This window comes from Pseudomonas sp. 29 (genome assembly GCF_002754355.1).
Classification (GTDB): Bacteria; Pseudomonadota; Gammaproteobacteria; order Pseudomonadales; family Pseudomonadaceae; genus Aquipseudomonas; species Aquipseudomonas neuropathica.
This window is the reverse complement of sequence record NZ_PEEY01000001.1, coordinates 2,776,057-2,793,030: the sequence shown is the minus strand read 5'-3', so window position 1 is coordinate 2,793,030 and position 16,974 is coordinate 2,776,057. Positions and strand designations below refer to the sequence as shown.

Annotated in this window: 15 protein-coding genes; 8 read left to right on the top strand and 7 right to left on the bottom strand. The window is 59.4% G+C overall.

Annotated elements, in window-relative coordinates; translation table 11 throughout:
- Window positions 1-97: 97 nt before the first annotated feature.
- The 3 genes from CLU80_RS13080 to aspA all read right to left on the bottom strand — a co-directional run bounded on the left by CLU80_RS13080 (window position 98) and on the right by aspA (window position 4,610).
- Entirely contained in the window at window positions 98-1,102 is a 1,005-nt protein-coding gene (locus CLU80_RS13080) for an asparaginase (RefSeq protein ID WP_099757546.1), read from the bottom strand.
- 171 nt (window positions 1,103-1,273) lie between these two features.
- Window positions 1,274-2,722, bottom strand: coding sequence for an alanine/glycine:cation symporter family protein (locus CLU80_RS13075; protein WP_093429619.1), 1,449 nt, complete (start codon window positions 2,720-2,722; stop codon window positions 1,274-1,276).
- 463 nt (window positions 2,723-3,185) lie between these two features.
- The gene (gene aspA, locus CLU80_RS13070; RefSeq protein WP_095049638.1) at window positions 3,186-4,610 is read right to left on the bottom strand and encodes an aspartate ammonia-lyase; all 1,425 of its coding nucleotides are present in this window, start codon (window positions 4,608-4,610) and stop codon (window positions 3,186-3,188) included.
- A 180-nt stretch (window positions 4,611-4,790) separates the two neighbouring features.
- Here aspA and CLU80_RS13065 point away from each other — a divergent pair, with 180 nt between their 5' ends.
- The 5 genes from CLU80_RS13065 to CLU80_RS13045 all read left to right on the top strand — a co-directional run bounded on the left by CLU80_RS13065 (window position 4,791) and on the right by CLU80_RS13045 (window position 8,601).
- Window positions 4,791-5,699: a LysR substrate-binding domain-containing protein gene (locus tag CLU80_RS13065; protein WP_093429621.1), complete on the top strand. Its 909-nt coding sequence runs from the start codon at window positions 4,791-4,793 to the stop codon at window positions 5,697-5,699.
- A gap of 331 nt (window positions 5,700-6,030) precedes the next feature.
- Entirely contained in the window at window positions 6,031-6,522 is a 492-nt protein-coding gene (gene purE / locus CLU80_RS13060) for a 5-(carboxyamino)imidazole ribonucleotide mutase (protein WP_085579114.1), read from the top strand.
- 10 nt (window positions 6,523-6,532) lie between these two features.
- Window positions 6,533-7,615, top strand: a complete 1,083-nt coding sequence (locus tag CLU80_RS13055) for a 5-(carboxyamino)imidazole ribonucleotide synthase (RefSeq protein ID WP_047596872.1) — start codon at window positions 6,533-6,535, stop codon at window positions 7,613-7,615.
- Window positions 7,616-7,725: 110 nt separating this feature from the next.
- Complete coding sequence (locus CLU80_RS13050) at window positions 7,726-7,971, top strand: GlsB/YeaQ/YmgE family stress response membrane protein (RefSeq protein ID WP_003229635.1); 246 nt, start codon at window positions 7,726-7,728, stop codon at window positions 7,969-7,971.
- Between the two features lie 93 nt (window positions 7,972-8,064).
- Window positions 8,065-8,601 carry a DUF3299 domain-containing protein gene (locus tag CLU80_RS13045; protein WP_007920225.1) on the top strand — a complete coding sequence of 179 codons (537 nt, stop codon included), beginning with the start codon at window positions 8,065-8,067 and terminating at the stop codon, window positions 8,599-8,601.
- 126 nt (window positions 8,602-8,727) lie between these two features.
- Here CLU80_RS13045 and CLU80_RS13040 read toward each other — a convergent pair whose 3' ends face one another.
- The gene (locus CLU80_RS13040; protein ID WP_099757545.1) at window positions 8,728-9,627 is read right to left on the bottom strand and encodes a D-hexose-6-phosphate mutarotase; all 900 of its coding nucleotides are present in this window, start codon (window positions 9,625-9,627) and stop codon (window positions 8,728-8,730) included.
- 57 nt (window positions 9,628-9,684) lie between these two features.
- Window positions 9,685-10,089, bottom strand: a complete 405-nt coding sequence (locus tag CLU80_RS13035; RefSeq protein WP_003229628.1) for an acyl-CoA thioesterase — start codon at window positions 10,087-10,089, stop codon at window positions 9,685-9,687.
- 376 nt (window positions 10,090-10,465) lie between these two features.
- Between CLU80_RS13035 and CLU80_RS13030 the strand changes: the two genes are divergently transcribed.
- On the top strand, window positions 10,466-11,764 hold the full coding sequence (locus tag CLU80_RS13030) for an MFS transporter (RefSeq protein ID WP_093429623.1): 1,299 nt from the start codon (window positions 10,466-10,468) through the stop codon (window positions 11,762-11,764).
- Window positions 11,765-11,779: 15 nt separating this feature from the next.
- Here CLU80_RS13030 and CLU80_RS13025 read toward each other — a convergent pair whose 3' ends face one another.
- Window positions 11,780-12,271: a PIN domain-containing protein gene (locus CLU80_RS13025; RefSeq protein ID WP_099757544.1), complete on the bottom strand. Its 492-nt coding sequence runs from the start codon at window positions 12,269-12,271 to the stop codon at window positions 11,780-11,782.
- Complete coding sequence (locus CLU80_RS13020) at window positions 12,268-13,326, bottom strand: helix-turn-helix domain-containing protein (protein ID WP_099757543.1); 1,059 nt, start codon at window positions 13,324-13,326, stop codon at window positions 12,268-12,270. Before CLU80_RS13020 ends, CLU80_RS13025 begins: the two co-directional genes overlap by 4 nt.
- A gap of 188 nt (window positions 13,327-13,514) precedes the next feature.
- On the opposite strand from CLU80_RS13020, the gene CLU80_RS13015 reads away from it, so the two are divergent.
- Window positions 13,515-14,516, top strand: coding sequence for a phosphate ABC transporter substrate-binding protein PstS (locus tag CLU80_RS13015; protein WP_054048327.1), 1,002 nt, complete (start codon window positions 13,515-13,517; stop codon window positions 14,514-14,516).
- Window positions 14,517-14,938: 422 nt separating this feature from the next.
- Window positions 14,939-16,972, top strand: a complete 2,034-nt coding sequence (locus CLU80_RS13010) for an ABC transporter permease subunit (protein ID WP_175559543.1) — start codon at window positions 14,939-14,941, stop codon at window positions 16,970-16,972.
- Window positions 16,973-16,974: the final 2 nt, after the last annotated feature.

Genomic DNA, 16,974 nt, shown 5'->3' with positions numbered 1-16,974 from the left:
ACACGGTTTATCAGGTCGACGGACAGCGAAAAACAACTCGGTCAGTTCCCTCTCCCTTCGGGAGAGGGCTAGGGTGAGGGCCGATCCTGAGTCGTGCTCAGAGCAGCTCACCACACAGATCCAGTTCGATCAGTCGGCGCACTTCTTGAGTTTCAAGCCCAGCACCGAGCAGGCCATGCAACTTGCCGAACGCCGCCTCACGAGTCATGCCACCACCGGACAACACGCCTACACCGCGCAATCGACTGCCAGCCTCGTAAACATCCAGCTCAACGCCGCCTTCATGGCATTGCGTCACGGCAACCACCACCACACCGTTATCCCGCGCACGGCCAAGGCTTGCCAGAAACTCAGGGTTGTCGCTCGGCCCTGTACCGCTGCCGTAGCACTCCAGCACCAGACCCTGAATGCCGCTGTCGAGCAGACCATCGAGGACTTCGGCGCTGATGCCGGGGAACAGTGGCAGCACGGCAACCTTGGCCAGTTGCTTCGGCTGGTTGTAGTTCAACGACGCTGGAATCGAAGGCGCTTTCACGCCGCCGCCCTGCCGCTCAAGTCGTTTGAACGGATGACGGCCGAAGCTGCGCACCTTCGCGCAACGGGTTGGCGCCAGTAGCTCACCGTGGAAGTACAGATGCACACCGGGCGTCAGGCCTTCGCCGAGGGCGACCAGTGCGCCGCCGAGGTTTTCCCAGGCATCGCTGTCGGTAACACCGGCCGGCAGCATGGAGCCGGTGAAACACACGCGAGCATTCAGCCCCAGTAACTGGAAGCTCATCGCCGCCGCACTGTAAGCCAGGGTGTCGGTGCCGTGCAGGATCAGTACGCTGTCGCAGCCTTGCACATCCACGGCATCGACCACCGCTTCACGCAGTTGCTGCCAATAGGCCGGGGTCATGTTGGCGCTGTCGATCAGCGGCGACATTTCCCGGAAACGCCACTGCGGCACAACGAGCTCAGGCTGACTGTGCAAGTAGTCGCGCATCCGCGCTTCGAAACCGGATGCCGGGGCCAGACCGTTGGCGCTGGCCTGCATGCCGATGGTGCCACCGGTGTAGAGCACCATGACGTGTTGGGCGGCTGGGTAGGAATTGGCAATCATCTGAGGGTCTCCACAAGAGATGACATTGTAGGAGTGAGCCTGCTCGCGATAGCGGTTCATCATTCAACATTGGTGTTGGCTGAAAGACAGCTATCGCGAGCAGGCTCGCTCCTACAAGTTATTGCATCACAATAACTGACGAGCGCAGGGGATGCGCCCGTCATTCACCTGTCAGCGTTGCGCTGCAGGCACGCCTTGCGGCTCGGCTTCGGTCTTGCCGGCAGCGGCAGACGGGTTGGTCGGCCAGGCCTGCAGGTCGAGATCCAGATCGGTAAATTTGCTGGAGTCGAAAACGGGCTGTTTAACGCCGGCGCGGCGCTGCTCGTCGTAGTCGCGCATTACACGCATGCCGACCTTGAACAGCATGGCCAGGGCCATCAGGTTGACGAAGGCCAGGCAGGTCATGGTGATGTCAGCGAAGGCGAACACGGTCGACAGGTCCTGCATCGAACCCCATACCACCAGCGCCAGCACCAGGCCGCGGAAAATCATCAGCGCGGCGCGGTTGCGGGTGAGGAACTGCAGGCTGTTTTCGCCCAGGTAGTAGTTGTAGAGGATGCAAGTGAAGACGAACAGCGACAGCGCGACGCTGACGAACATGCGACCCCAGTCACCGACCACAGCGGCCAGCGAGTTCTGGGTCAGGACGATGCCGTCACCTTCGAAGCCCGGGGTGTAGAAGCCCGACAGCAGAATCAGCAGCGCGGTGCAGGTGCAAATCACGAAGGTGTCGAGGAACACGCTGAAGGCCTGAACCACGCCCTGGGCGCCCGGGTGCTTCACGGCAGCCACGGCGGCGACGTTCGGCGCACTGCCCAGGCCTGCTTCGTTGGCGAACACGCCACGCTTCACGCCCATGACAATGGCGCTGCCGAGCAGGCCACCAAAGGCCGGGTCGAGGCCGAAGGCGCTCTTGAAGATGGTTTCCAGCATGGCTGGTACGTGTTCGATCTGAGTACCGATCACATACAGGGTCACGCCGATATAGGCGAGGGTCTTGATCGGTACCAGCAGGTCGGACACCGAGGCAATGCGCTTGATGCCGCCGATGAAGGTGATGGCCAGCAACACTGCCAGGACGATACCGGTGTGTTGTGGGTTGAATTCAAAGGCGTTCTGCAGCGAGTGAGTCACGGTGTAGGACTGCAGGCCAATGAAGGCAAAGCCGTAGGTGACCAGCAGCAGGACCGAGAACACCACCGCCATGCCTTTGAGTTTCAGGCCGTGCTGGATGTAGTAAGCCGGACCGCCACGGTACAGGCCGTCGCCATCGGCACGCTTGTAGACTTGGGCCAGGGTGCATTCGAAGAAGCTGCTGGACATGCCGACCAGTGCGGTCACCCACATCCAGAAGACCGCACCTGGACCACCCAGGGTCACGGCGATGCCGACACCGGCGATGTTGCCTGCACCGACACGGCCGGCAAGGCTGAGCATCAGGGCCTGGAACGAGCTGAGTTGCCCGGCGCTGCCTTTGAGGCTGTCGCGGAACACCGCGAACATGTGGAAGAAGTGCCGCAATTGAACGAAACGCGAGCGAATCGTGAAGTAGCTACCGAGCCCGACAATGAGCACGATCAGTACTTTCCCTGAGAGGAAGTCGTTGATGACTTCGAGCATGGATTTTTCCTCGCTGTTTTTTGTGTGAGCAAATGCTGGATGGTAGAAATATCGTGTTACACCGGTGTGCGCACGGCACGACAGGTGAGGCGATGGTTTCGTCCCGGATCCATTTCGCGGGTTTGTTATTAGTTCGGGTTTCGCATGGGTTGTGGCCTCGTTACCGACGACCGCTCACGCGAAGAGGGGCGGCACTATACCGATCAGTGCGGCGCCCGTCTGCACGGTTGTGGTGCAAGCGACGAAACGAAGCTGTGAAACACCCGGCGTTACCGGCGCCGGGCTTGTGCGGGAACTGCTTTTTTGTGGGAGCGGACTCCCCCATTGTTCAGTCCCCAGACATACGGGTCTCAGGGTCAGAAAGTTAAAAAAAAGGGCTTGGGGACAAATCCCCAAGCCCTCAAAAGGTGAGAGGTGTCTAGTCCCTCGACCTGGTGAGCGGTGCTACAAACTACGCGTCGGCTCAGGCTTTAAGCGGAACCAGACGCGGAGCAATCATGTTTTCCGGGCGCAGAATGTCGGCGAGCATGGCTTCGTCGAGCAGACCTTCTTCGCGCACCAGTTCCAGTACGCCGCGGCCGCTTTCAAGGGCGAGGCCGGCAATACGGGTGGCGTTTTTGTAGCCGATGTACGGGTTCAGTGCGGTGACCAGACCGATCGAGTGCTCGACCAGTTCGCGGCAGCGCGCTTCGTTGGCGGTGATGCCGACGATGCAGTGCTCGCGCAGCATGTCCATGGCGCGTTGCAGCAGGCGGATCGAGTCGAAGATCTTGAAGGCGATCAGTGGCTCCATCACGTTCAACTGCAGTTGGCCGCCTTCGGCTGCCATGGTCAGCGCCAGGTCGTTACCGATGACCTGGAACGCCACCTGATTCACGGCTTCCGGGATTACCGGGTTGACCTTGCCGGGCATGATCGAGCTGCCTGGCTGACGCGCTGGCAGGTTGATTTCGTTGATGCCGGTGCGTGGGCCGCTGGACAGCAGGCGCAGGTCGTTGCAGATCTTCGACAGTTTGACCGCGGTGCGCTTGAGCATGCCGGAGAACAGCACGAAGGCGCCCATGTCGGAAGTCGCTTCGATCAGGTCGGCCGCCGGCACTACCGGTTGACCGCTGATCAGGGCCAGACGCTGTACAGCCAGCGCTTGATAACGCGGGTCGGCGTTGATGCCGGTACCGATCGCGGTGCCGCCCAGGTTCACTTCAGTCAGCAGTTCCGGGGCCAGCGACTTCAGACGCGCCAGGTCTTCGCCCATGGTGGTGGCGAACGCGCGGAATTCCTGGCCGAGGGTCATCGGCACGGCGTCTTGCAGCTGGGTACGGCCCATTTTCAGGACGTGATCGAATTCTTTGCCCTTGGCCGCGAACGCCTGAATCAGGCTGTCGAGGCTGGCCAGCAGGGTGTCGTGACCGAGCAGCAGACCCAGGCGGATCGCCGTTGGGTAGGCGTCGTTGGTCGACTGCGCCATGTTGACGTCGTCGTTCGGGTGCAGGTACTGGTACTCGCCTTTCTGGTGACCCATTGCTTCCAGAGCAATGTTGGCGATCACTTCGTTGGCGTTCATGTTGGTGGAAGTACCGGCGCCACCTTGAATCATGTCCACCACGAACTCTTCGTGGAAATCACCGCGGATCAATCGGGCACAGGCTTCGCTGATGGCAGCGTGCTTGGCTTCGCTCAGGTGACCCAACTCGCGGTTGGCGTCAGCGGCGGCCTGTTTGACCATCGCCAGGCCGACAACCAGTTTCGGGTAATGCGAAATCGGAACGCCGGAGAGACGGAAGTTGTTCACCGCTCGCAGGGTCTGGATGCCGTAATACGCTTGAGCCGGTACTTCGAGGGCGCCAAGCAGGTCGTTTTCTGTGCGGAAAGATGCAGCGGAGGACATGATAGAAATCATCTCGATATGGACCCGGTCTGTGCCGGAACGCTGCGAATGCTAGGCTTGTGGGAAATTTTGGGCCAATGCTGTTCAGCACTGCCCTATGCACATTCGGCATAATGCCCGTGTGACGCCGCGTGCGCGGCAGACGTGTGACCTGTTTTGGTGCGTGTCCTGGAGGACGTGATGAATCTGGAAAGCAAATGGCTCGAGGACTTCAGTGCTCTGGCCGCCACCCGCAGCTTTTCGCAGGCGGCCGAACGGCGCTTCGTGACCCAGCCGGCGTTCAGTCGACGGATTCGCAGTCTGGAGGCTGCGCTGGGGCTGACTCTGGTCAATCGCTCGCGCACGCCGATCGAACTGACGGCAGCGGGGCAGTTGTTTCTGGTGACCGCGCGCACGGTGGTTGAACAGCTCGGTGAAGTGCTGCGCCATCTGCATCATCTGGAAGGCGGGCAGGGCGAAGTGATGCAGGTCGCTGCCGCTCACTCCTTGGCGCTGGGTTTCTTCCCGCGCTGGATCGCGCAGTTGCGTAATGAAGGGTTGAACATCGCCACCCGATTGGTTGCAACCAACGTCGGCGATGCGGTGCATGCGTTGCGCGAAGGTGGCTGTGATTTGATGCTGGCGTTCTACGATCCGGATGCGGCAATGCAGATGGACCCGGAGATTTTCCCTTCATTGCATTTGGGCCAGACGGAAATGCTCCCTGTGTGTGCGGCGGATGCCGAGGGCAAGCCCCTGTTCGATCTCGAAGGTGATGCGAGCGTGCCGTTGCTGGCGTATAGCGCCGGTGCGTTTCTCGGGCGTTCGGTGAATGGTTTGCTGCGTCAGCGTCAGCTGCGTTTCACCACTATTTACGAAACGGCGATGGCTGACAGTTTGAAAAGCATGGCACTGGAAGGCCTGGGTATCGCCTGGGTACCGCAATTGAGCGTGCGTGCTGAGCTGGCTCGTGGCGAGCTGGTGGTCTGCGGCGGCCCGCAATGGCATGTGCCGCTGGAAATTCGCCTTTACCGCTGCGCACTGGTGCGCAAAGCCAACGTACGCCTGCTGTGGCGCAAGCTCGAGGGTGGCGCTGCCCAAGCTTCCTGAGCCTACGCGGCCCCCTTGTAGGAGTGAGCCTGCTCGCGATAGCGTCTGCACATTCAACGATGATGTGACTGATACACCGCCATCGCGAGCAGGCTCACTCCTACAGGGGATTTGCGGTGTTCTGTCGCTGACCTTCAAGTCAATAAAACCGGGCATTTGCGGCAGATGACAGATGGTCGTGCGGGGGGCTGTTTATTGCTTTCTTTGCGGTATACTGCGCGGCCTTCGGCCGGCACGTCCGGCCATTTTTCGTACAATCAAGCCACGCAACCTGCGTGGCTTGTTGTTTTATGACGCGCCTGCGGGCGCTCCAGAGAGAAGAGGCGCGACGATGAGTGCACTGGTTGGCGTGATCATGGGCTCCAAGTCCGATTGGTCCACCCTTAGCCACACCGCCGATATGCTGGAAAAGCTCGGCATCCCGTACGAGGTCAAAGTGGTCTCTGCCCACCGCACCCCGGATCTGCTGTTCCAGTACGCCGAAGAGGCTGAAGGTCGTGGCATCGAGGTGATCATCGCCGGTGCCGGTGGCGCAGCCCACTTGCCAGGCATGTGTGCGGCCAAGACCCACCTGCCGGTGCTGGGTGTGCCGGTGCAGTCGGCCATGCTCTCGGGCGTCGACTCGCTGCTGTCGATCGTGCAGATGCCAGCGGGCGTTCCGGTCGCCACCCTGGCCATCGGCAAGGCCGGCGCGATCAACGCTGCCCTGCTCTCGGCGAGCATCCTCGGCGCCAAGCATCCGCAGTTCCACGCGGTACTGAAAACCTTCCGTGCCGAGCAGACAGACAGCGTCCTGGACAATCCAGACCCACGTATTGCCTGAGGTTGTTGAGATGAAGATCGGTGTAATCGGTGGCGGCCAGTTGGGTCGCATGTTGGCTCTGGCGGGTACGCCGCTGGGCATGAACTTCGCTTTTCTCGACCCTGCGCCGGACGCTTGCGCCGCTGCGCTGGGCGAACACCTGCGGGCCGATTACGGCGATCAGGATCATCTGCGCCAACTCGCCGATGAAGTCGATCTGGTGACCTTCGAGTTCGAAAGCGTCCCGGCCGAAACCGTGGCATTCCTGTCGCAATTCGTCCCGGTCTACCCGAGTGCCGAAGCCCTGCGCATCGCTCGCGACCGCTGGTTCGAAAAGAGCATGTTCAAGGACCTGGGCATCCCGACTCCGGCTTTCGCTGACATTCAGTCGCAAGCCGATCTGGACGCTGCGGTGGCTTCGATCGGTCTGCCGGCCGTGCTGAAAACCCGCACCCTGGGTTATGACGGCAAGGGCCAGAAAGTCCTGCGCAAGCCGGAAGACGTGGTCGGCACTTTCGCCGAGCTGGGCAGCGTTGCCTGCCTGCTGGAAGGCTTTGTGCCGTTCACCGGTGAAGTCTCGCTGATCGCCGTGCGTGCCCGCGATGGTGAAACGAAGTTCTATCCTCTGGTGCACAACACCCACGACAGCGGCATCCTCAAGCTGTCGGTGGCCAGTACCGATCACCCGTTGCAGGCGCTGGCCGAAGACTACTCGAGCCGCGTGCTCAAGCAACTCGACTACGTCGGCGTCATGGCGTTCGAGTTCTTTGAAGTCGACGGTGGCCTCAAGGCCAACGAAATCGCCCCGCGCGTGCACAACTCCGGGCACTGGACCACCGAAGGCGCCGAGTGCAGCCAGTTCGAAAACCATCTGCGCGCCGTTGCCGGCCTGCCGCTGGGCTCGACGGCCAAAGTCGGCGAGAGCGCGATGCTTAACTTCATCGGTGTTGTACCGCCGGTTGAGAAAGTCATCGCTATCGAAGACTGCCATCTGCATCACTACGGCAAGGCCTTCAAGGCCGGGCGCAAGGTCGGTCACGCCAACCTGCGCTGCGCCGACATGGCCACGCTGCAGGCGCAGATCGTCAAGGTCGAAGCGCTGATCGCTGAGTAACGACAGTTTCATGTGCCAGCGGCGGAACCATTCAGGTGCCGCCGTTCTCTGATGGCAGGATGCTAAAGTCTGACTAGGCTTCGCATATCTACTATTCAGAGGGAAATGCCATGGGAATTATCGGAACCATCTTTATCGGCTTGATCGTCGGCCTGCTGGCGCGGTTCCTGAAACCGGGCGATGACAGCATGGGCTGGATCATGACCATCCTGCTCGGTATCGGCGGTTCGCTGGCAGCCACCTACGGCGGCCAGGCCTTGGGCATCTATCAGGCAGGTCAGGGCGCAGGCTTCATCGGCGCACTGGTCGGCGCGATCGTGTTGCTGGTGATCTACGGCCTGATCAAAAAGAACTGATCCAAAGCGACAAAGCCCTCTCTGCCAAAGTGGCCGGGAGGGCTAGAATGCTCGGCGATTTACTGTTCTTTCCTTTCTATACCGAGCACCTTCATGCGCCGTCTTTTGTTGACTCTCCTTTTCCTGGGTAGCGGTTTGGCCCACGCCGGCGAACTGCCGGAAACCGACTGGCTCGAACTGATGCCCAAGTCGGACCAAAAGGCCCTCGAGGCCATGCCAGAAATCGACCACAACTCCCCGGAAGCCACCGGCACCTTCACCGAGAAGGGCGGGATGAAGCAGGCCAAAGGTCTGCCGGCAGTGATGTATTCGACCAAAACCGTGGCGTCGATGAACGACAAGCACATCCGCATCGGTGGTTATCCGGTGCCGCTGGAATCCGACGCCAAGGGTCGCAGCACGCTGTTCTTCCTCGTGCCGTACCCGGGCGCGTGCATCCATGTGCCGCCACCGCCACCGAATCAACTGGTGCTGGTGCGTTATCCGAAAGGCTTGAAGCTGGACGATATCTACACGCCGCTGTGGGTGACCGGCACGCTGAAGGTCGAGAAGGTCAGCAATGATCTTGCCGATGCGGCGTATGCGCTGGAAGCGGACAAGGTGCGGGTTGTGCAGGAATCTGATCTCTAACAATCACCACGAAGCAACTGTGGGAGCGAGCCTGCTCGCGAAAGCGGTGTATCAGACATTTGAATGTTGACTGATACAACGCCTTCGCGAGCAGGCTCGCTCCCACATTTTGTATTGCGGTGCTGGTTAGAGCGGTTTGCTGGCGACGCTGACGCCCATGGTATGGCTCGCCCCCGGCGCCAGCGTGACGATGTCATCCATCACATTCGCCGTCTCAATGCACAGCATGCGCTGCCAGCCATCGTTATCCATGTCGGCCAGCGCGGCGGCGCGGTCGATCCACGGGTTCCAGATCACCGCCGTGCGTGAGCCGGTAGCCGTCAGCACAATGCGTCGTTCCCAGGCCAGGTCGATGATGCTCAGTTGTGGTGGAGCATCGAGATAGATGCGGTCGGTTTCACCGGCAAAATGCAGGTCGCCTTGCTGACTGTGGGTTTTCCAGTCGTCCAGCGTCTCGATGTAATTCAAACCATCCACGCCATCGACATGCACATTGCGCACGTCACTGACCGCGAAGTAAGTGTGCAGCGCCTGGCTCAGGCTGACGCTGTCACTGCCACGGTTATGGCTGGTCAGGCTGAAACTCAGTTGCTCGGATAAATGCAGGGTCAGGGTCAGATCGACCTGATGCGGCCAGCCCGGCAGGCCACCTTCGGGGTAGGGCAGCTTGAATTCGACCTTGACGCCGTCAGCCTCTGATTCGATGCCGCCCAGTTCCCAATCCATCGCCCGCACCAGACCGTGCGCGGGTGCCGGTTGCTCACCGGTAAACATGGCCTGCACGCTCTGCGGGTTACGCTCGAACTTGCCGAACCACGGCCAGCACACCGGTACACCGGCGCGGATGCTTTTGCCGGTCTTGAACTCGGCCTTGTCGTTGAGCCAGATGATCGGCGGCTGGCCATCGATCTGATAACTGAGGATGTGCGCGCCTTGCTGGGCCACCAGCACTTCGGCCTGACCGTGGCGGATACGCCAGCAGTTCAGTTCATCCAGTTTCACGGCTTCAACGTTGGGCGTGTTCATGGGACAGCTCTCGATCAGTAACAAGGACAACTATCGACCGTAAAACGGCGACGATGTTTAACGCGCGCGTGGTGGAACCGAGCGAGTGCGACCGCTGCCGTCGATGGCGACGAAGACGAAGACCGCTTCGGTGACTTTACGCCACTCGCTGGACAACGGGTCGTCGCTCCACACTTCGACCATCATCTGGATCGAGCTGCGGCCGATTTCCAGGGTCTGGGTATAAAAGGACAATTGCGCGCCGACAGCCACAGGCACGAGAAACGCCATGCGGTCGATGGCGACGGTGGCGACGCGTCCGCCAGCGACACGGCTGGCCATTGCGGTGCCGGCCAAATCCATCTGTGCCACCAGCCAGCCGCCGAAAATATCGCCAAAGCCGTTGGTTTCGCGTGGGAGTGCGGTGATTTGCAGGGCCAGGTCGCCTTGCGGGATCGGATCTTCTTGTTCGAGCTCTATCATGCCGGGGGTGCCTCTGACCCGTGACTCTTCGTTGGTATTGCTGGTGGTAGCCGTCTTCGGGAAAAACGATTCAGCACCGAACATACTACGTTCGTCACGTTTTCCATCAGGCGCCTAAGGAGAAACTCTGCGAAACCGGCTAATCCCGAGCAAAGGCCGGGCCAACGACGTTTTCGCACAGCAACCCCCTACAAACCGGAGCAGGTTGCGAGTATATCGGTCGGTAGACTCCGCGACGACCATCCGGTTCTCATTTCGACCGTCAAATACGCACCGCTATGTGCTTTTTCGAACAATTTGCTATGGTGCCGAACCTGCCCAAGCCACCGCCAGCGTTGTTGTGGCGGCAGATCCGACTATAAGAGAAGCCCTTGCCATGACCACAGCGCCTTCGAGCCTCGCGCAGCCCGAGCAACCCGCACGACCGTTAACCCGCAATGACTACAAGACTCTGTCGCTGTCCGCCCTCGGTGGCGCGCTGGAGTTCTACGATTTCATCATCTTCGTTTTCTTTGCCACCGTGGTCGGCAAGCTGTTCTTCCCCGCCGACATGCCCGAGTGGCTGCGCCTGATGCAGACCTTCGGCATTTTCGCCGCCGGCTATCTGGCGCGACCGCTGGGCGGCATCGTCATGGCACACTTCGGCGACCTGCTGGGGCGCAAGAAGATGTTCACCCTGAGCATTTTCATGATGGCCGTGCCGACCCTGATCATGGGTCTGCTGCCAACCTACGCGCAGATCGGCCTGTGGGCGCCGATCCTTCTTCTATTGATGCGGGTCATTCAGGGCGCGGCGATTGGTGGCGAAGTACCGGGCGCGTGGGTCTTCGTTTCCGAACACGTACCGCAAAAGCATATGGGTTACGCCTGCGGCACCCTCACCAGCGGCCTGACCGCCGGCATTTTGCTCGGCTCGCTGGTCGCCACCGCGATCAACAGCATTTATACGCCGGCGGAAGTATCCGATTACGCCTGGCGTATTCCATTCCTGCTGGGCGGTGTGTTCGGCCTGTTCTCGGTTTACTTGCGCCGCTGGCTGCACGAAACCCCGGTATTCGCCGAGCTGCAACTGCGTAAAGCCTTGGCTGAAGAAGTGCCTCTACGCGCAGTGCTGCGTGATCATCGCGGGGCGATTGCGATCTCGATGCTGCTGACCTGGTTGCTCTCCGCTGGCATCGTCGTGGTCATTCTGATGACCCCGACCGTGCTGCAAACGGTCTATCACTTCTCGCCGACCGAGTCGTTGCAATCGAACAGTCTGGCGATTGTGTTCCTGAGCATCGGCTGCATCATTTCCGGCGCACTGGCGGATCGCTTTGGGGCCGGCCGCGTGTTTGTGTTCGGTTGCCTGGGTTTGCTGATCAGCTCATGGACCTTCTATCACAGCCTCGCCGATCACCCGAACTGGCTGTTCCCGCTGTATGCGCTGACCGGTTTTCTGGTTGGCACCATTGGTGCGGTGCCGTATGTGATGGTTAAAGCATTTCCGCCGGTGGTGCGCTTCAGCGGGTTGTCGTTCTCGTACAACGTGGCTTACGCGATCTTTGGTGGGTTGACGCCGATGGTGGTCAGCCTGCTGCTGAAAGAAAGCGCGATGGGGCCGGCCTACTATGTGGCGGTGCTGTGCGCGATGGGGATTCTGGTCGGGGCGTGGCTCTGGAAGAAAGGGCGCTGATCCAAGTTCAGCTATCTAGGGCTCTCGCCAGCGCAAGAGCCTTGTTTCACACTCGCTTGTTGGGAGTCGAGCTCCATGCTCAAGCATGTGAGCTAAGGCGACCGCAGCATGCGGCTCTTCGATTACTTGGTGTTCAACCATTAAGTCTAATAGCCACAAAGCGCCGTGTACCTGGAGCCCGTCTCGTTGTGCCTGGCGCCTCAACCTACCATCTCCAGTTAGTAAAGGGCGGCGTGTTTCCTGTGCCAGAAGGTAACAGGAAACATCAGCCAGCGAGCTGTTGTTGTGCTCGACTCGCAAGCCGTATAAACGCATTACACTGGCTTCATCAAGCGACTCGATAATCAGACCTTGGTCGAGCAATTCGTCGTGGGGGAAGTCTTCAAGTTCCTGCATCACGAAGTCAGTGCAGCACAAAGTGAAAGGCAATCTAAACATCTGCTCCAGTAATCCGGCATTTCTGAAATCGATCCAGATATTCGTATCACTGATGTAGATAAGACTCATGCACTCTCCAGTGAGTCCAAGAAACTCGGGTCCAAGGTTTTTACTGGCCTTCGCAAGAGTTCGGCAGCCCGAGATTTGGTGATCAGCCCCTCCGCCAGCGCCCAAAATGCTAATGACTCAAACCTTTGCGGCGGTTTGCACGGCATCGGTTCAGGTTCTGACTTTCGCCAACCTTTGGCACTGAATTGGATAGTGAGGGATTTATAACCACCTTCGCTGAGTAGCTTCAGATCCTTCAGTCGCCTCAGGGCTGCGTGCATCGATATACCGTATTGCCGCTTCGCAATCAGTAGTTCCTGTGGATGAACCCTAGTGCGAGGATGGCTGCCGAAATCGCTAGTAACGCTTTTGGCGGGATACAGAAATGCCCCCGCGAAACGGTGGCAGCAGTTCTCTTTATCCTTTTCAGGCATCTCCTCTGGTAATGCCATGACCCAATGACCGAGCTCATGGGCGGCAGTAAACCTGATTCGTTCGCCTGGGCGATCAGCATTCAACGCAATTAGGACATGCTCGCCGTCGCCGGTGGTAGCGCAGGCGCCATCGAAATCGTCTGGGCCATTGAGCATTGCAACCTTGATGCTGTGCTCTTCTAGCTGTTCGGTGAGGTTGGCAATGGGGTCAGTGCCGATTCCCCAGAATTGGCGAAGCTCCTCAGCTGCTAGCTCGGCTTCTTCAAGAGAGGAAACTGCAATCATTTGCGCGGGAGTGACAGGAGTGTGGATGTCTGCGGGATCGAAACATTCCTCTAGGGCGATGTATCGCTCGAGGTGCTCTCGAATTTTTTCTTCTACTTGGGCTTGGCGATATTTAGGCATCCTGGCCAGCTTACGAAATTCCAGAGGCGCCAACGGGACCGCTTCTGCACGGAAAAAGTACTCAGGATTGACCTGCAGTGCTCTAGCTAATTGCAGCAGGCGAGTGGAGTTAGGGGTGCTCAACCCCTTCTCATATTTGCTCAATGCTTGTTTGGTTATGTCGCCGAGCTGGATGGCCAGAGCATCAAGGGTTAGTCCTCGTTGCAGGCGTGCGCGGCGAATTCGGTCGTTTATCATGGTGTCCTCTCGTGGTTGACAAGACTATCTTCTGCTAGTGATTTGTCAACCTGACGAGAGTTTCCTTTTTTTAAGACGAGGCCCATGCTGGCCTTTCATCCAATTGTCATATTTCAGCCATAGAGTGTTCACACGGCCTGCTGATACTTGGCCCCGACTTAACACACCCTATCTGCTAGGAGTAAGGCATGAAACTGAAGCGTTTGATGGCGGCAATGACTTTTGTCGCTGCTGGCGTTGCGACTGCCAACGCGTTCGCCGCTGTTGACCCTGCTATCCCGAGCTACACCAAGACCACTGGTGTGTCGGGCAACCTGTCCAGCGTCGGTTCCGATACCCTGGCCAACCTCATGACCCTCTGGGCTGAGAACTACAAAAAAGAATACCCGAACGTAAACATCCAGATTCAGGCCGCTGGCTCCGCCACTGCGCCACCTGCGCTGACTGAAGGCACCTCCAACCTGGGCCCGATGAGCCGCAAGATGAAGGACACAGAACTGGCGGCCTTCGAGCAGAAGTATGGCTACAAGCCAACCGCTATTCCGGTTGCCGTGGATGCCCTGGCAGTGTTCGTGCACAAGGACAACCCGATCCAGCACCTGACCATGGAACAGGTTGACGCGATCTTCTCGTCCACCCGCCTGTGCGGCGCCAAAACCGACGTGAAAACCTGGGGCGACCTGGGCGTGACCGGCGACCTGGCCAACAAGCCAGTGCAACTGTTCGGCCGTAACTCGGTATCCGGCACCTACGGCTACTTCAAAGAAGAAGCCCTGTGCAAAGGCGACTACAAACCAAACGTCAACGAACAACCAGGTTCGGCGTCGGTTGTGCAGTCGATCAGCTCCTCGCTGAACGGCATCGGTTACTCGGGCATCGGCTACAAGACCGCTAGCGTGAAGACCGTTGCTCTGTCGAAGAAGGGCAGCACCGAGTTCATCGAAGACAGCGAAGAAAACGCCCTGAACGGCAAGTACCCGCTGTCGCGTTTCCTCTACGTGTACGTCAACAAAGCCCCGAACAAGCCTTTGGCTCCGCTGGAAGCTGAGTTCGTGAAACTGGTGCTGTCGAAGCAGGGCCAGGAAGTGGTAGTGAAAGACGGCTACATCCCACTGCCAGCCAAGGTTGCTGCAAAAGCACTGGCTGACCTGGGTCTGCAGGAAGGCGGCGCTGAAGTCGCAAAAAAGTAACAAATTGAGTCCAGAGTGAACCCCACCGGACTCATGTAAAAGGCCGGATCTGCGCGCAGACCGGCCTTTTACACACCTCAAATTTTTGATCCCCTGCCAGTCCCGCTGGCGGTGGATTTGCTGCGTCACTGCATTGTCATCTTTCTGTCATACAGGATCGCTAGGGTGAGCGCATGAATGATCTGGCCAATTCCCACATGACTACTAATCCTCCCAAGCGCATTGATTTCAATACGCCTGAGCTGCAACGCAAGCGCCGCATTCGCGCGCTCAAGGATCGCTTCACCCGCTGGTACGTCCTCGTTGGCGGTCTCGCGGTGCTGGCAGCCATCACCCTGATCTTCTTCTTCCTCGCCTACGTGGTGGCGCCGCTGTTCCAGGGTGCCGACCTGACCGCGAAAGACTCGATCACCCCAGCCTGGATGCAGGACGCCGGCAAGCCGCTGATGATTTCGCTCGAAGAGCAGAATCAGGTGGCCATGCGCGTTTCCGACAAGGGCCAGGCATTGTTTTTTGACATCGACAGTGGCGCTGAACTGAAGCGCGTCGATCTGCCAGTGCCAGCCGGCGCAACCGTGACTTCTATCGGTGAAGATCAGCCGGGTCATCCGCTGGTGGCCGTGGGTCTGTCCAACGGTCAGGCGCTGGTGTTCCGTCACACCTATAAAGTCAGCTACCCCGATGGCAAGAAAACCATCAGCCCAGCCATCGAGTATCCGTACGGCGAGACGCCGATCGCGCTGAACGAAGCCGGCGGCGCGCTGGAGCATGTCAGCCTGAACGCCACCGACACGACGTTGATGCTGGTCGGTTCGACCGGTTCGCAACTCAACGTGCTGTCGCTGACCAGCGAAGAAAACATGATGACTGGCGAAGTCACCAACGAGCAGAAGCGTATCGATCTGCCGCAAATGACCGAGCCGGTGAAAAACATCTTCGTCGACCCGCGCCAGCAGTGGCTGTACGTGGTCAACGGTCGCGCTCAGGCCGATGTGTTCAGCCTGCGCGACAAGAGCCTCAACGGTCGCTACAAACTGCTGGAAAACGCTGACGCCGAAGTCACTGCGACCACGCAACTGGTCGGTGGTATCTCGCTGATCGTCGGCGACTCCAAGGGTGGTCTGGCCCAGTGGTTCATGGCCCGTGACACCGATGGTGAGCTGCGCCTGAAGCAGATTCGAACTTTCCAGATGGGCACCACGCCGATCGTTGAAATCACTGCCGAAGAGCGTCGCAAGGGCTTCCTTGCTCTGGATGCTAGCGGCAAGCTTGGCGTGTTCCACAGCACCGCGCATCGCACCTTGCTGGTCGATCAAGTGGTAGAAGGTCAAGGCCTGTTCGGTCTGTCGCCGCGTGCCAACCGCGTGATCGTCGAAGCCGGCGGCAAGCTGCAACCATTACTGCTCGACAACCCGCACCCGGAAGTTTCCTGGAGCGCGCTGTGGAGCAAGGTCTGGTACGAGAACTACGACGAGCCTAAATACGTCTGGCAATCGACCGCGGCCAACACCGATTTCGAACCGAAACTGAGTCTGTCGCCACTGACCTTCGGCACTCTGAAAGCTGCGTTCTACGCCATGCTGCTCGCTGCTCCACTGGCCGTTGCCGCTGCGATCTACACCGCGTACTTCATGGCCCCGGGCATGCGCCGCAAGGTCAAACCGGTGATCGAGCTGATGGAAGCGATGCCGACGGTGATCCTCGGTTTCTTCGCCGGGCTGTTCCTCGCGCCATATGTCGAAGGGCATCTGCCGGGCATCTTCAGCCTGTTGATGTTGCTGCCGATCGGCATTCTGGTCGCCGGTTTCACCTTCAGCCGCCTGCCTGAATCGATCCGCCTGAAAGTCCCGGACGGTTGGGAAAGTGCGCTGCTGATTCCGGTGATCCTGTTTGTGGGTTGGTTGTCGCTGTACATGAGCCCGTTCATGGAAAACTGGTTCTTCGGCGGTGACATGCGCATGTGGATCTCCCACGACCTGGGCATCACCTACGACCAGCGCAACGCTCTGGTGGTCGGTCTGGCCATGGGTTTCGCGGTGATCCCGAACATCTACTCGATCGCTGAAGACGCCGTGTTCAGTGTGCCGCGCGGCCTGACCCTTGGTTCGCTGGCGCTGGGTGCCACGCCGTGGCAGACCATGACCCGCGTGGTGATCCTGACTGCCAGCCCGGGGATCTTCTCGGCGCTGATGATCGGCATGGGCCGTGCGGTCGGCGAAACCATGATCGTGTTGATGGCCACCGGTAACACCCCGGTCATGGAAATGAACCTGTTCGAAGGCCTGCGCACCCTGGCCGCCAACGTCGCGGTGGAAATGCCCGAGTCGGAAGTCGGCGGCAGCCACTACCGCGTGCTGTTCCTCTCGGCGCTGGTGCTGCTGTTGTTCACCTTCGTCATGAACACCCTGGCAGAACTGATTCGTCAGCGTCTGCGCAAGAAATACTCGTCGCTTTAAGC